14 protein-coding genes are annotated in these 14,978 nt (G+C 42.4%); 6 read left to right on the plus strand and 8 right to left on the minus strand.

Going from position 1 to position 14,978, the window contains the following annotated elements:
* Window positions 1-15: 15 nt before the first annotated feature.
* Window positions 16-1,536, minus strand: coding sequence for an FMN-binding glutamate synthase family protein (locus tag H562_RS0104160; RefSeq protein ID WP_027376353.1), 1,521 nt, complete (start codon window positions 1,534-1,536; stop codon window positions 16-18).
* Between the two features lie 221 nt (window positions 1,537-1,757).
* Between H562_RS0104160 and H562_RS0104170 the strand changes: the two genes are divergently transcribed.
* The 3 genes from H562_RS0104170 to H562_RS0104180 all read left to right on the plus strand — a co-directional run bounded on the left by H562_RS0104170 (window position 1,758) and on the right by H562_RS0104180 (window position 3,718).
* Complete coding sequence (locus H562_RS0104170; RefSeq protein ID WP_027376354.1) at window positions 1,758-2,441, plus strand: DUF4197 family protein; 684 nt, start codon at window positions 1,758-1,760, stop codon at window positions 2,439-2,441.
* Window positions 2,442-2,509: 68 nt separating this feature from the next.
* Window positions 2,510-2,818 (plus strand): DUF493 domain-containing protein, encoded by a 309-nt coding sequence (locus tag H562_RS0104175; RefSeq protein WP_027376355.1) that lies wholly within the window; start codon window positions 2,510-2,512, stop codon window positions 2,816-2,818.
* A 6-nt stretch (window positions 2,819-2,824) separates the two neighbouring features.
* Window positions 2,825-3,718 carry a TIGR01777 family oxidoreductase gene (locus tag H562_RS0104180; RefSeq protein WP_027376356.1) on the plus strand — a complete coding sequence of 298 codons (894 nt, stop codon included), beginning with the start codon at window positions 2,825-2,827 and terminating at the stop codon, window positions 3,716-3,718.
* Between the two features lie 7 nt (window positions 3,719-3,725).
* Here the strand turns inward: H562_RS0104180 and H562_RS0104185 are convergent, their stop codons facing one another.
* The 4 genes from H562_RS0104185 to H562_RS0104200 form a co-directional block, all read right to left on the minus strand.
* Complete coding sequence (locus tag H562_RS0104185; RefSeq protein ID WP_233701971.1) at window positions 3,726-4,070, minus strand: arsenate reductase family protein; 345 nt, start codon at window positions 4,068-4,070, stop codon at window positions 3,726-3,728.
* A gap of 66 nt (window positions 4,071-4,136) precedes the next feature.
* Window positions 4,137-4,751: a deoxynucleoside kinase gene (locus H562_RS0104190; protein ID WP_027376358.1), complete on the minus strand. Its 615-nt coding sequence runs from the start codon at window positions 4,749-4,751 to the stop codon at window positions 4,137-4,139.
* Window positions 4,752-4,830: 79 nt separating this feature from the next.
* A complete protein-coding gene (locus H562_RS0104195; RefSeq protein ID WP_233701972.1) occupies window positions 4,831-5,394 on the minus strand; it encodes a hypothetical protein in 564 nt (187 codons plus the stop codon).
* Between the two features lie 216 nt (window positions 5,395-5,610).
* Complete coding sequence (locus tag H562_RS0104200) at window positions 5,611-6,636, minus strand: glutaminyl-peptide cyclotransferase (RefSeq protein ID WP_027376360.1); 1,026 nt, start codon at window positions 6,634-6,636, stop codon at window positions 5,611-5,613.
* Between the two features lie 117 nt (window positions 6,637-6,753).
* Here H562_RS0104200 and H562_RS0104205 point away from each other — a divergent pair, with 117 nt between their 5' ends.
* Complete coding sequence (locus tag H562_RS0104205; protein WP_034690643.1) at window positions 6,754-8,367, plus strand: M1 family metallopeptidase; 1,614 nt, start codon at window positions 6,754-6,756, stop codon at window positions 8,365-8,367.
* 67 nt (window positions 8,368-8,434) lie between these two features.
* On the opposite strand, the gene H562_RS0104210 is transcribed toward H562_RS0104205, so the two are convergent.
* From H562_RS0104210 to dacB, 3 genes are all read right to left on the minus strand, one after another.
* The gene (locus H562_RS0104210; RefSeq protein WP_027376362.1) at window positions 8,435-9,370 is read right to left on the minus strand and encodes a hypothetical protein; all 936 of its coding nucleotides are present in this window, start codon (window positions 9,368-9,370) and stop codon (window positions 8,435-8,437) included.
* A gap of 109 nt (window positions 9,371-9,479) precedes the next feature.
* Window positions 9,480-10,649 (minus strand): sensor histidine kinase, encoded by a 1,170-nt coding sequence (locus H562_RS0104215; protein ID WP_027376363.1) that lies wholly within the window; start codon window positions 10,647-10,649, stop codon window positions 9,480-9,482.
* Window positions 10,650-10,666: 17 nt separating this feature from the next.
* Entirely contained in the window at window positions 10,667-12,040 is a 1,374-nt protein-coding gene (dacB, locus tag H562_RS0104220) for a D-alanyl-D-alanine carboxypeptidase/D-alanyl-D-alanine endopeptidase (protein WP_027376364.1), read from the minus strand.
* A 157-nt stretch (window positions 12,041-12,197) separates the two neighbouring features.
* Between dacB and H562_RS0104225 the strand changes: the two genes are divergently transcribed.
* Window positions 12,198-12,635 carry a hypothetical protein gene (locus tag H562_RS0104225; RefSeq protein ID WP_027376365.1) on the plus strand — a complete coding sequence of 146 codons (438 nt, stop codon included), beginning with the start codon at window positions 12,198-12,200 and terminating at the stop codon, window positions 12,633-12,635.
* A gap of 137 nt (window positions 12,636-12,772) precedes the next feature.
* The gene (locus H562_RS0104230) at window positions 12,773-14,977 is read left to right on the plus strand and encodes a RelA/SpoT family protein (RefSeq protein ID WP_027376366.1); all 2,205 of its coding nucleotides are present in this window, start codon (window positions 12,773-12,775) and stop codon (window positions 14,975-14,977) included.
* The last annotated feature ends 1 nt before the right edge of the window (window position 14,978 follow it).

The following is a 14,978-nucleotide window of genomic DNA, read 5'->3' on the forward strand; positions in this document are numbered from 1 at the left end:
GGGTTTTGTTTTCTGTTAATAGGTTGTTTTAAACTCTTTTGGATTTCCCAAGATATCAGGGAAGTACAGGTCGGAAAGATGTTCAAATTCGTCACCGCGCATAAACATACTGGCATCAACTTCTTCGTAGGAATTGCGCCCTGCCGCTGCGATGAGCTCGTTGCAGGTATGCAAAGTATTTTTGTGGAAGTGGTATACACGTTCACTTTTATCGGTAACATCCAGTCCTTTGATGAGCATTTTATCCTGTGTCGCCACGCCGGTCGGACAGTTATTCGTGTTACAGCGTAAAGCCTGAATACAGCCCAGCGCAAACATAAATCCACGCGCATTGTTACACATATCTGCACCCATTGCCACTGCCCGCAAAATATCCAGTGAAGTAAGAACCTTACCACTTGCGATAATGCGCACTTTGTCCCGGAGGCTGTATAAGTTCAGCGTTCTGTTTACAAAGATCAGCGCGGGTTCAAGCGGCATTCCCACACCATCTGAAAATTCCGGCGGAGCTGCACCTGTTCCACCTTCAGCACCATCTATGGTAATAAAATCGGGATAGATTTTTAATACGTTCATCTGTACACAGATATCTTCAAATTCCCGGGTGTCACCGATACAAAGTTTAAAACCAACCGGCTTTCCGCCAGAAAGTTCACGCAGCTGCTGAACGAATCTAAGCAAACCTGCTGCATCTGAAAATGCGGAATGCGATGGTGGCGAAATAATTGTCACACCAGGCTGTACGTGGCGGATCGCGGCGATCTCAACCGTATTTTTCGATCCCGGCAAAACACCGCCGTGGCCAGGTTTGGCACCTTGAGAAATCTTGATCTCTATCAGTTTTACATTAGGAAGCGATGCATTTTTTGCAAATATCTCTGGCGAGAATCTGCCTTCCTCGTCGCGGCAGCCGAAATATCCTGTTCCGATTTGCCAACATAGATCACCACCTTCCATATGATAAGGAGAGATTCCTCCTTCGCCGGTATTGTGGAAGAAATTTCCTTTTTTCGCACCTCTGTTCAGCGACATCTGCGCGCGGTCACTCAGCGAACCGAAACTCATTGCAGAAATATTAAAAAGTGAGGCGCTGTATTTCTGTGTACATGCATCGCCACCAACCAAAACACGTGGCAAATCTTCTTTGGGCGACTGTGCATAGATGGAATGCTTAATACCCTCATACTTACGCTGGTTCACCTCGAGCTGTGTACCGAATGGCACAGTGTCGCTCAAATTTTTTGCACGGCGGTAAACCGCAGAACGCTGGTTTCTGGGAAACGGCTTCCCGTCGGTTTCCCGCTCGATGAAATACTGCTGCATTTCCGGCGAAATGCTCTCAAAAAAATATCTGAAATAGCCGATAACAGGGAAATTCCGAAGAATCGCATGCTTGGTCTGGAAGCAGTTGTAAATCCCCACACCATAAATTACTGTAAGAAGGATCGGGATCCAATAGTAGGTTTTCAGAAGCAGAGAAACTGCCCAAATGATGACTACGAATATAATTCCCCATCGCAAGAATTTATCTCTCATTTCTAAATTTTATAGATTTTTTCAAAGATAAAAATAATAAACCAACAAAAAAAAACCCTTTTACAAACTGCGTTTTTTATGGCCGGTACCGAAGTATATTCAGCTCTCAAAACTTTTGAAAATGCCGCAAACAACGCTTTAAAAGGGGCACTAATACGTCATAGAATTTTCTGGCGTAATATTTGGAAAGTCCAAGGTTCACAATAAACATTTACCGTATTATGAGAACAAATACTTACGTAGCCGCAGCAATGGCGGTAGCAACCATAGGAACTACCGCGCAGTCGTGCATGGCATTGGCCACAACAGGTGTCGGTTTAGCAGTTTTAAAGCAAATTCTTTTGGGCGGAATTACAAAAGGCCTGAATATTTTTGCGGACAAGAACAGTTTTCTGGCCAATCAGCTGATCGATGCCGCACTGCCACAACAGCTCCGCGAAATCAATTCTACTCTGCAAAAGGTTGGCCTTTCAAATCTAGTTCAGAAAGAAAAGGAATACATCGCTCAGGCGGCTGCTTTCACTGTGGATACTTCCAGACCTATTCTGGTAAACGCCGTTAACAGTCTTACGGTTGAAGATGCGGCCCGTATCGTACAGGGCGGAACCGGTGCAGCAACACAAATCCTAAAGGAAAGAACTTCTGAACAGCTCATGGCCGCAATCGCACCAAAAGTTGATGCGAAACTGAACGAGTTCGGACTTGTGCAGTCACTGAACAGCGCCATGGGCAGTACAAATATTCTGGGAAGCATTTTTGGCTCCCAGGGAACATCAAACTCCATAACCAGTGGTATCAGTAGGTTTGCCTCGCAACAGATGGTGAATGGTTTGTTCAACATCATAGAAAATCACGAGCAGCAAAACTCTTCCGCCATACTCAGTTCGCTGCAGGGCATTAAATAATCTGTCAGAAATTAACTAAATTTGAATTCCGATACGTCGGAATTTTTTTTAACCTAAAAATATAAGACATGCTCAACATAATAGGTCATGAAAACGAGAAAACTCCGGAGGAGTTCTACGCTTCACTGAAAGAAAAGCTCGAGGCCACACACGATTTTCCTGAAGATTATCTTTACAAATTCATAATTACGAACGAGGAATCCAAACACACTGAGATTTACCGCGTGTTCGACAATATTAAATTTACGCTTACTACGCGCGACAGCAAGAACGGCAAGTACACTTCCATCAACATCAACGCGTTTGTGATGGATGCTGATCAGGTCATTCAAATCTACAAGGAAGTTGGCAAAATTTCCGGCGTTATCATGCTTTAACATTTAATGAATATTCTGATAACCGGAGGAACAGGATTGATTGGAAAAGAACTGGTGAAGAATCTGCGCCTGAGATATCACGACGTAAGAACTTTAACCAGGAAAAAAACAGATTCTCCCAATGAATATTACTGGAATATTGCAGAAGAATTTATTGATGAAAAAGCGTTTGAAAATCTAGATTCAATAATACATCTTGCAGGTGCCAGCGTAAGTGAAAGATGGAGTGATTCTTACAAAAAAGAACTCTATTCCAGCCGGATAGACTCTGCGGCACTTTTGTTGAAATACTGCATCCGTAAAAAAATTCGCCTCAAATCATTTATTTCGGCCTCGGGCATAAATTTTTATGGAACCTTTACTTCGGGGCAAATTTTAGACGAAAACTGCGAAATCTTACACGAAGATTTTCTGGCTGATCTCTCCCAAAAATGGGAAGAAGCAGCATACCGATTTTCCCCAATATCCGACCGCGTTGTGTGTCTGCGGACTGCGGTTGTTCTCAGCAATAAAGGGGGTGCATTTCCTATTCTTCAAAGGATTGCAAACCTCAATCTCAGCTCAGCGCTTGGTTCGGGAAAACAGTGGATGAACTGGATCCATATCGGTGATATGGTCAATATGTATATTTTTGCGGCGGAAAACCCCAAGATCACAGGTAATTATAATGCCGTTGCGGAGGAAATTCCGACAAATGCAGAATTTATGAGAAAACTTTCAAAGGCTGCGAACAAAATTTTTCTGCCCATTCCTGTGCCGGCTTTTATAATTAAGATTTTATTTGGAGAAATGAGCGCCATAACGCTGGAGGGAACGCGCGCCTCGAACAAAAAAATCAGGGCGGCGGGATTTGATTTTAAATACAGAAATATTGAAAAGGCATTTGAAGATTTACTGTAAAACAGTTTTATTCCATAAAGAATTTTACGTTTTCCAGCGGTCTTCCAATGAGTGCTACTTCTTCTTTAATGAGAATCGGTCTTTCGATAAGGGAGGGATTTTCCAAAAGGATTTGGATCCACTCATCTTCGCTTAAGTTTTTATCTGCATATTTCTGCTTATAAAGCTGCTCATTTTTCCGGCAGATTTCAAAGGCAGATTTCTGCAGTTTTTTCAGTACAGTGCGCAATTCCATTTCGGTGAGGGGATTTGCGATGAAGTCGATGATTTCGAAAGGCACATTATTCTCATCAAGATATTCCAATATTGCTCTGGATTTGGAACAGGAATTATTATAAAGAACTTTTAGCATGATTCAGATTTTAAATATTGCAGGCCCGCAAGAAACGGAGATTAAAGTTACACTTTAATTTTAAATTTAAAATAAACCGTGAAGTTCCGTTTCAATCCGTTCTAAAACAAAGCCAAAATCCTCAGGTCGGTCTACGAAATCGAGGTCATCAACTTCAATGATCAAAAGCTTTCCTTCGGAATATTCCGAGATCCATTTTTCGTATTTCTGATTCAGCTTCGACAGATATTCTATGCTGATGCTCGCTTCATAATCACGGCCTCTTTTGTAAATTTTCTTTACAAGATTTGGAACATCCGACTTTAAATAAATAAGCAGATCGGGTGCCGAAACGAAACTTTTCATCAGATTAAAAACCGACGAATAATTATCAAAGTCCCTGTCGCTCAGCAAAGCCATATCATTTAAATTCTCAGCAAAAATATGGGCATCTTCGTAAATGGTACGGTCCTGAATGATATTGAGTCCACTGTCGCGGATCTCCTTCACCTGCCGGAAACGGCTGCCCAGAAAATAGATCTGCAACGCAAAACTCCACTTGCTCATGTCACTGTAAAAATCCTCGAGATAGGGATTGTGATCTACGTCTTCATATTGCGCTTTCCACCCGTAATGTTTGGAGAGCATAGTAGTTAAAGTGGTTTTACCTGCGCCGATGTTTCCTGTGACAGCAATGTGCATATTAATGAGAATTTACGTTAAATAAAAGTGTTTTTCCTGTGCTGCCAGATCTGGAAAAACAGATGTGCAGCGCTACATTTCAGAGTTTGTAAAGATAAAGTTTGTTGCCGCGCACTACAAAGAAGGTCGATGAGTTTTTATCCACAATCCGGGCATTTTCCGAGAAAAAAATCGTCTGCAGCGAATTTGCCTCCAACTTTTGAACGGAGTTTGTAGTGATGAGCAGAACCGTTTTATTTTCGCGGCGAAACCTTTTTCCATTCTCCACGGGTAAAGTAAGGAGTTTTTCTCCTTTAAGATTATAAATACTGAGATTTTTGTCGGTAAGGATGTACAGCGTTTGTTCAAAAACAATAAAGTCCTTTATATTTTCGAAATCAACATCAAACGAGAATGCGTTCAGGATCTTATCGTCACGGAAATTGTACTGGATCAGCCGCTTTGCACTTTCATCCAAAAGCCAGATCTGCTGCAGATCCTCGGCGTAAGCCATTTTAATGAACCCAAATTTCTGCCGGAAATTGACAGTTTGAATTTCATTCAGGTTTCGGTCGTAAAATTTCAGTTCCTGCGCGTTTTCAGAAAACGACGGGATATTCAGGGGATTTTGAACAGATTGAATTTTAAAGGGCAGCGTGAGCATGAGTTTTCCTTTCTGTACACCTGCTGAATCGTATTTCGTAAAACTGAAATCCTTTTTGCTGTACAGATAAATACTCCCATAATCATCTGCGAAGAGATCCTGTGCATCTTTCAGTTTCAGTGAATCGAACGGTAAATTACGCTGCGCCGAAACCGTGCAGATAAGTAGCAGAAATGCTGCCGTAATCCAAGATCGTGTCCGGGTTTTTATGGTAATTTATTTAATCTTCACTTCGTAGATCTTCGACCACAACTTGCCAGTAACCAACATATTTTCGCCTTTAAATGCGATACCATTCAGCACGTCGTTGGTTTCGTCTTTGGTATTTTCCTTGGCCAGTGCGGTGAAATCGAATTTACCCACCACTTCGCCGTTTGCAGGATTTATCTTTAAAATAACCGGTTTCTGCCATACATTGGCGTAGATGAATCCGTTGTGATACTCAAGCTCATTAATCTGGTCGTAAGCTTCGGTATTTCCTGCGATCGCGATATACCTCACAAGTTTTGACGGATCGGAAACGCTGAGGAAATAAATATTTTTTGTGCCGTCGGAAGCAATCAGGTTTTTGCCGTCGTAAGTTAAGCCCCAACCCTCGCCCATTACGTTGGGATACGGAAATTCATTCAGGAGTTTCAGCGTATTTTTATCATACACAAATCCTTTCTTATTCTGCCAGGTCAGTTGATATACTTTGTCGCCTACTATGGTACAACCTTCAGAAAAAACATCTTCCGGCTGCCGGGTTTCTGCAATCGGCGTGGTACTTCCCAATGTATATTTCAGAATTCGGGATTCACCTAACTGCCCGTCGGATTCATAAATTATATTTCCTTCCAGCTGAAATCCCTGTACAAAATTCTTCGGATCGTGCGGATATTCCTGCACGACTTCGTAATTCAAAACAGCTTCGGGACTTTTTGCAAACACGTTTATTGTCGCATCCTGCGTAAGCGACTCACCATTTTTTTTCTTGATGACAAATGTTACGGCATTCTCACCCAGCGTAAAAAACTGAGGATCCACAACCAAAGACGACGTTTCCCTGTCGCCAAAACTGATGGAAATGCTTTCCGCGTTATTGGTAACATCCTGCGGTAATTTCAGGGTGTCGCCGAAATGGTAACCAGCAGCTTCGCGCGAAATATTGTAATCATTGAGCGTATTCAAAATTTCTTTGTCCTTGTTGCAGGACACCAAAAAACCGAAAGCAAATAATGCCAGAAATAGTCTGATTTTCATTAAAAATAATTTCCTCAAAAATACTTATTTTAAATGATACCCATGAAACTAAAATAATATCCGAAAGACAACACCGTGAAATTAATATTTATCTTTGTTTGTATTATTTCGCTAATTATGAAGAAAACGCTCTTTTTACTCGTGATGTGGTGTGGGATTTTCCCGGCACAAACTTTTACAAAGCAGGATTCACTGAAAGGCTCAAATACCGGATTCAGGAATTTTTGGGATGTAAAAAAATATGAAATTTCTGTAGAACCCGATTTCGCAACACAGTCGGTTTCGGGAACAAACAAGATTACTTTTGAGATTACGCGGGACGTTTCAAATCCTGTTTTTCAGATCGATCTGCAGCAACCTATGAATTATAAGATCATCGACAGCGACAAAAAGCTCTGTTCATCCGAGCGCGACGGTGATTTTATTTTCATTAAAACAAATACCGATTACAAAAAAGGAGATACGCACTCGTTCACCATTCAGTTTTACGGAAATCCTTTAATTGCCAAAAATGCACCATGGGATGGCGGCTGGGTTTTTACTAAAGATGATCAGGGGAATCCATGGATGTCGGTGGCACAAGAGGGAACCGGCGCGTCGCTTTGGCTGCCCACAAAAGATATCTGGAGCGATGAGCCGGATGATGGCATCATCATGAAAATTACAACACCAAAAGACCTCGTGGGTGTGGGCAACGGCAGACTTATTTCTGAAACAACATCCAGGGACAAAAAGATTTTTACCTGGGAAGTCAAAAATCCCATCAACACCTACTCGATCGTGCCCAATGTGGGGAAATACGTGAATTTTAAAGACAGCTACAACGGGGAGAAAGGCAACCTCGATCTCGACTACTGGGTTTTGGATTACAACCTGGACAGGGCAAAAAAACAGTTTCAACAGGTAAAACCAATGATGAAAGCTTTTGAATACTGGTTCGGACCCTATCCTTTTTATGAGGACTCTTATAAGCTGGTCGAAAGTCCTTATTTAGGAATGGAACACCAAAGTTCGGTAGCATACGGAAATCATTATGAGAACGGTTATCTGGGGCGTGATCTTTCGGGCACAGGAGTGGGTTTAAACTGGGATTTCATCATCGTGCACGAAAGCGGCCATGAATGGTTTGCCAACAACATTACTGCAAAAGATCAGGCGGATATGTGGATTCACGAAAGTTTCACCAATTATTCTGAAACACTTTTTACTGAAAGTTATATGGATAAAGCTTCCGCAGAAAAATACATTATCGGCTTGCGGAAAACCATTAAAAACGACCGGCCAATTATTGGCAAATACGGCGTACGGAATGAAGGCAGCGGTGATATGTACAATAAAGGGGGTAATATGATCCACACGATTCGGCAGGTCATAAATGACGACGAAAAATTCCGGTCGATTCTGCGTGGTTTAAATAAAGATTTTTACCATCAAACCGTAACCACCCGGCAAGTTGAAAATTACATCTCGCACAAAGCGGGATTTGATTTCTCTTCCGTTTTTGACCAGTATTTACGCACCACGAAAATTCCGGTTTTGATGTATGAACAAAAAGGAAATGAGCTGAAGTTCAAATATTCGGAGGCAGTAAAAAACTTTAATCTTCCGTTGCGGCTCAAATCCGGTGAGTTGCTGGATCCTACAGAAATGTGGCAAACCATCAAATTAAAAAGTGCGCAACCTGCAGCTTTTGATGCGAACTATTACGTGATCTATCAAAACCAGAAGTGAAAACTTTAAAAATAAAATACAAAAAGCCGTTTCCGAAAGAAGCGGCTTTTTTGTGAAGTGCGGTTTCTTAATTGCAGTTTAAAACATCGGAAACCATCAGCCGCTGACTAGACGTGTTTGCGGGAACAGCAACATCATCCGAAGGAATAAAAGTCGCACTGGCCAAAGTTGGCGGAACATAAATCTGCACGGTCATTTGCGTGTATCCATGTGGATGGTAGGAGACCCAATAGCCTTTCGGATGCAAACCCCAGGTCCCATAAGCGATGTCGGATTTTTCGGGGTTAATGCCGCCCAGCATGGCAAGCCGTTCGAGTTCCGCATAATTTGAAGACGAGGAGCTGAAGAAACTTCTGATCCTGTTTTCTGCCTCCAGAGCGATCTGCACAGGTTGCGGCAGGTTGCTTTTCACCTTGGACATGAGATTATCTGGCACGAAATCCAGGCCCATTTTCGAGAGTTGGAGAAGTTCGTTTTTACTTAAAAGCTGCGTGGCGGCAAGCTGCATTTCAGTGTTCATATTTTTGAAACTCGATTTGGCAATCACACCCCAAATGATCGACTGCACGGTGTGTTGCGGAATATCCTGATGTTTGTACCAGTTTTTTACAAGCGCATTGATGATCTCCTTTTTCGGACCACGCACGGGTGCGTACAGATAACCGTCGCCTTTGCTCGGAGCATAAGTGCCGGCTTTCAGGCAGAAGCTTTTCAGGTCGATGGTGTAATATCCCGGTTTTAAAAGATAACCTTCGTTCTGAGAAAAATTGGCAGCGCAAAGGCTGGTGAATTTTTCATTTTTAGCAAAGTCGGGCATTTTAATATCGACCTTGTTGCAGTCTTTAAAATTCGTACTGATGGCTTCGGTTGTAATTCCAGCCATCATTTTTTCGCCCACCAAACTGGAGGCTTTGTCCTTGACTTTGTCTTTTAAAAGGTCAAAAATCTGCGCATTTGCGGGGATCATTAGCGCAAGAGAAACGGTGAATAAAAGTTTTTTCATGATTGGGAGTTTTTTGTGTTACTGTATACGAAATTATACAATATTTTTTACTCCTGAAACCTATCTTCGCCGTAATCCCCAGACCGTCAGTTTATTCACTGCAGATTTCTCAGGAATTTCTCATCATGATCCGGAAAGTCGTTCCCGTTCCCACTTCGGTTTGCGCAATTTTAATGTCACCATTGTGATATTCCTTGATCACTCTTTTGGCAAGTGAAAGTCCCAAACCCCAGCCGCGCTTTTTGGTGGAATATCCAGGTTTGAACGCATCGCGTGCCTGCGAGCTCGTCATGCCCGCTCCGGTATCTTTGAAGTCAATAATGGTATACCTGTTTTTTTCGTAAAGTTCAATTTCAAGTCTGCCCTCGCCTTTCATTGCGTCCACGGCGTTTTTTACAATATTTTCGATCACCCAGCTCAACAGGATCCGACTGTGCGGGATAAGCACTTCGCGGCTGGGTAAAACAAGATTAAAAATAACTTTTTTGGAAATCCTGGATTTCAGGTAATCGTAGTTTTGCTGCAGCGTCTCATTGATGTTCAGGTCATTAAGTTCGGGCACAGAACCAATCTTGGAAAATCTTTCAGAAATGGTTTTAAGCCGGTTGATGTCGTTTTCGATTTCCTTCACACCCATACTTTCAGCATTTTCCATCCGCAAAATTTCGATCCAGCCAATCATCGATGATAGCGGTGTGCCGATCTGGTGGGCGGTTTCTTTCGCCAGGCCTGCCCAAACATAACCTTCGTCAGTTTTTTTAATGGTCCTCAGAAACCAGAACGAAAAGAAAATATAAGCCAGAATCAGTGAACCCAAAATGTAGGGCGAGTAGCGCAGATTGTTGAGCAGATCAGAGTTGGTGTAAAAAACGTACTGGTTGTTGCCGTCCGGCATCTGCAGTTCAATTGGTTTGTAGGAGCTCTCCATTTTGCGCAGCAGCGCGGTCATTTTCTTTGGATCCTTCAGTATCTTTTCGGGAATGTTGATCTTAAAGCCTTCGCCATCGATCGGAACTTTATTTTTATCGGTCACAATCACGGGAATCGTGTTGTTTGTTTTGCTGATCTGCAGCAAAAGATCGAGCGTCATTGGATCTTCAATGATATCTTCCTGCTGATATTTGATTGCGGTGGCAAAAAGTTCAATCCGCTTAATTTCTTCCTTCCGCAGGTAATCGATGAGAATTACCGAAGCCACAACCACGCCCGCTACAGCCGTAGTAAGCAAAATATAAATTACCCAGTTATTGAGTTTCGAGAAAATGCTTCTGCGTTTCATATCTGCTGCTATCGGGATTATTTCAAAACATTGAGCACCTTATACAGCGCATCGCTGATATTTGAACCCTGATAATTATTAATAATAATCGCAAAAACATACTTTTTACCATCCTTCGAGGTGTGGTAGCCCGCAAATGATTTGGTATCTTTCATGGTTCCGCTTTTCATTTTCATACCGTTTCCCTGCGTGGGGAATCCTTCGTAAAAATCCGCGAACCACGTTTGCTTTCTGCTCCAGATAAGTGACTGCACTTCCGCTCTGGCCGACACATAGTTTTGTGGCGAGAGCCCACTTCCGTCGGCGAAATTAATCATCGATGCGTTGATCCCTTTACCCTTCCAAAAATCTTTCAGATAGGAAACGCCGGCCTCGAAACTGCCTGTGTTCGATTTTTCTTTTCCTAATGTTTTCACTAAAGTTTCGCCGTAGAAATTCACACTTTTACGCATAAACCAGTAAATAATTTTGTCCAGCGTGGGCGATTTGTATTCCAGAATAATGTTCGATTTTGGCGCAAACTGCAGTTTTTCGCCTTTGATCTGCTGCATAGAAACCGATGTTATCTTTCCACTGAAATCAATATTCGCTTCTTGCAGCCAATTCGCAATTTCTGCACCCAATGTTAAAGGTGGATTGGGAGTCGCACCGGACACGGTGACAGCTTTCGCGGGAAGCGTGCCGTTGATATACGCCACTTCGGAATACGGCGCTGTAAAAATCAGACTCTGGTCAGAACTGCCGCCAGTTTTCACCTCACTCACCCAATTTACACCGGGAAGCGCTACGTTAAAGCCCTTGATTTCTTTGCCGTACATCGACATATCGAACTGATTTTCGCGCCAGTTCACGCCAAATACTCCGGCACCATAATAATTTCCCATATCGTTCCATGGCCAGCCACCCGGCGTGGTCTGAAAATCGAAGTAAGAATCATCAATGATCACATCACCGGAAATCTTCGTTATTCCGGCTGTTTTAAATGCTTCTATAAATTTTTGCTTAAAGTTTTCCGGCTTATAACCGTCGTAGCGCCAACTGCCCAATGTAGGATCACCGTTGGATTTTACAAACAGATTTCCCGTCAGAACACCTTTGTTTAAATTTCCCGAGTAAGATGCAGTGGTAGTATACTGATAGTTGCTGCCCAAAGTTGCCAGCGCAGCCGCAGCGGTAAAGATCTTTTGTGTGGATGCTGTAGAAAGGCCCTGATTTCCCTGGTATTCGTATACAAAATTTCCGCTTTCATCGGCCACATACAGGGAAAGATTTGCAGAATAAGCCGCTGAAGTTGAAAGCAAATTTTTGGTCGCGGTGTCAAGTTTTTGACTGACAGTCTGCGCGAAAACAAGTTGTGCACCCAGAAAAAATAGTGGCAGAAGTTTGTGCATCTTTTTTTATTTTCAAATATAACGAAATAATATTTTTAGAGATGGCAACCTGAATGTTGTGCGTATTATTCTGCATTTCGAAACTTTAACAGATAAAACTTGGAAACTTCGTTATAATTATGTAAAATTTGTATGGAATATTTAAATATGTGAAGTTATGTCGTCAATCATCACCGGCTTATTTAAAAGCCAAAGCCAGTCCAGAAAAATTTCTGAAGACTTAGAAAATGCAGGTATCAGTAATGACGGGTATATTATGTATTTGCACGAACATCCCATTTCGAGGGAAGTAAAAACCTCGATATGGCGCTCCTTCTTTAAAGACAACACCAGTCTGGAAGATGAAAGCCTGGTGGTAAGTGTGAAGGTAAAAGGCCCGGAACAGCGGGAAATGGTAAGTAAAATCTTTGATGCTAATGACGCCGTAACCCAAAATTACATTGAAAATATAAAATTTAAAGACGCGGAATCATTGCAGTATTTAAGACGGATTGTCTCGCTCCGTGCAAAATCGGAGATCATGCCGTCGCCGGACATTAAACACCGCGGTCAGACACGCGGCATAAACTCGGAAGTATTTTTCGGAAAAAACTAGAAAATACGGTATATCACATCTTAAAAACACCTCTATTATCGCCTCAGCCTGTGGTTATCTGCAGCTGAGGTTTTCTCTGTAATTGCCCGCTGTTGAGCATTTTTTTCTTAAATTCGTGAAATAATTGGCATCTTTAAATGGTATACGATCTAGAACAGGAAAACAAGGAAATTCTCGCGCGCTACAAGGATTTAATTTCAAACACTTACCGCACTTTAGACGAGGAGCAGAACAAGCTCATCCGCAAAGCGTTTGATATTGCTCTGGATGCGCACAAAGATCAGCGCCGCAAAACCGGTGAACCTTACATTTACCACCCGATCGAAGTGGCAAAAATCGTCGCGAACGAAATTGGTTTGGGCGCAAGTTCTATTGCCTGTGCGCTCCTGCACGACGTGGTGGAGGATTCCGAATATACTTATGAAGACCTAAAAAAAATATTTGGTCAGAAAATCGCAGACATTGTAAACGGACTCACGAAGATCGCGGTGATGAACCACCAGAATATTTCGGTACAGTCTGAGAATTACCGAAAACTTTTGCTCACCCTTTCCGAAGATTTCCGCGTAATTCTGATCAAGATCGCCGACCGGCTGCACAATATGCGGACACTGGACAGTATGACGCCGCCAAAGCAGAAAAAGATCGCTGCAGAAACCGTGTATATTTATGCTCCACTGGCGCACCGTCTGGGACTTTACAACATTAAATCTGAACTTGAAGATCTCTCGCTGAAATTCAGCAACCCGGAAGTATATTTCGATATTTCTGAACGCCTGGAACTGGCAAAGGAAAGCCGGGAAAAATATGTAGAAGAATTTAAAAAAGAAGTCAACGAACAGCTTGCAGAAGAAGGTCTGCACGTGAGTATAAAAGGCCGTGCAAAAGCAATTTCCTCGATCTACAGGAAAATGCTGAAACAAGGCGTCACCTTCGAGGAGGTTTTTGATAATTATGCCATCCGAATAATTTATAAATCCGATGCGAAAAATGAAAAATTCCTCGCCTGGAAAATATATTCCATCGTCACAGACCTCTACCACAGCAATCCACAGCGAATGCGCGACTGGATTTCACAGCCAAGGTCTACTGGTTATGAAAGTCTGCATCTTACAGTTTTGGGGCCGGATAAAAAATGGATCGAAGTGCAGATACGCTCGGAAAGGATGGATGATATCGCCGAGAAAGGCGTTGCCGCACACTATAAATACAAAGAGGGTTTCCGGCAGAACTCCGATGAAAAGAATTTTGAAACCTGGGTGACCGAGATCCGCGAAGTTCTGGAAAACCAGCAAATGCTTTCCACGACCGAACTGCTGGATAATATTAAACTAAACCTTTACTCCAAAGAAGTTTTTGTATTCACACCGAAAGGTGAGATCAAGATCTTACCGATCGGTTCCACCGCCCTGGATTTTGCTTTTTCCGTACACTCGGATCTTGGAACAAAATGTCTGGGTGCCAAAGTCAACGGCAAACTGGTGCCGATTTCTTATATTCTGCAAAACGGTGATCAGGTCGATATCCTGTCGTCGCAAAACCAAAAACCTAAGGCGGACTGGCTGGATTTTGTAGTAACCTCAAAGGCGAAATCAAAGATCAAAGCCATCCTTAACTCAGAAAAAAATCATCTTGTAGAAGAAGGAAAGGAAATTCTGCAGCGAAAAATGCGGCACGCAAAACTGAATTTTAATGACGAGGAAATCAATAAAATGCAGAAATTCTTTAACCTGAAAACTTCGCAGGAACTGTTCCTGAGTTTCCAGAACGGGAACCTGGACACAAGCGATATAAAAAAATATAACGAGGGAAAAGGCATGTTCAGCAACTTCATGCAGCGTTTCCGAAAGTCACCGAATAAGAACGAGGTTTATGTGGAAAGTCCGGAAACCAATCTGGATATGATCGTTTTCGGGAAAGATGAGGAAAAAATGAATTACTCTTTTGCAAAATGCTGTACTGTAATTCCGGGAGATAAAATCTTTGGTTTCATCACCATTTCCGAAGGTATTAAAGTTCATAACGACAACTGCCCGAACGCGATTAACCTGCGCGCGCAATATGATTACCGCGTGCTCCCTGCAAAATGGGTGAACGAAGAAAGCTTCAAGAACCGTATCAAGTTTGAGATCGAAGGCCTGGACCGGATGGGAATGATCAATGATATCACGACCGTCATCAGTAACTCGATGAATATGGATATGAAAAGTATGTCCATAGAATCCAACAACGGTATATTCCTGGGAAACATCACGCTCGAGGTTAAGAACAGAAACCAGCTCGAGGAGACCTTTAAACAGCTGAAAAACATCAACGGAGTTTCCCGTGTCCGCCGCCTTTAAA

The sequence above is a fragment of the Kaistella palustris DSM 21579 genome (genome assembly GCF_000422265.1).
Lineage (GTDB): Bacteria > Bacteroidota > Bacteroidia > Flavobacteriales > Weeksellaceae > Kaistella > Kaistella palustris.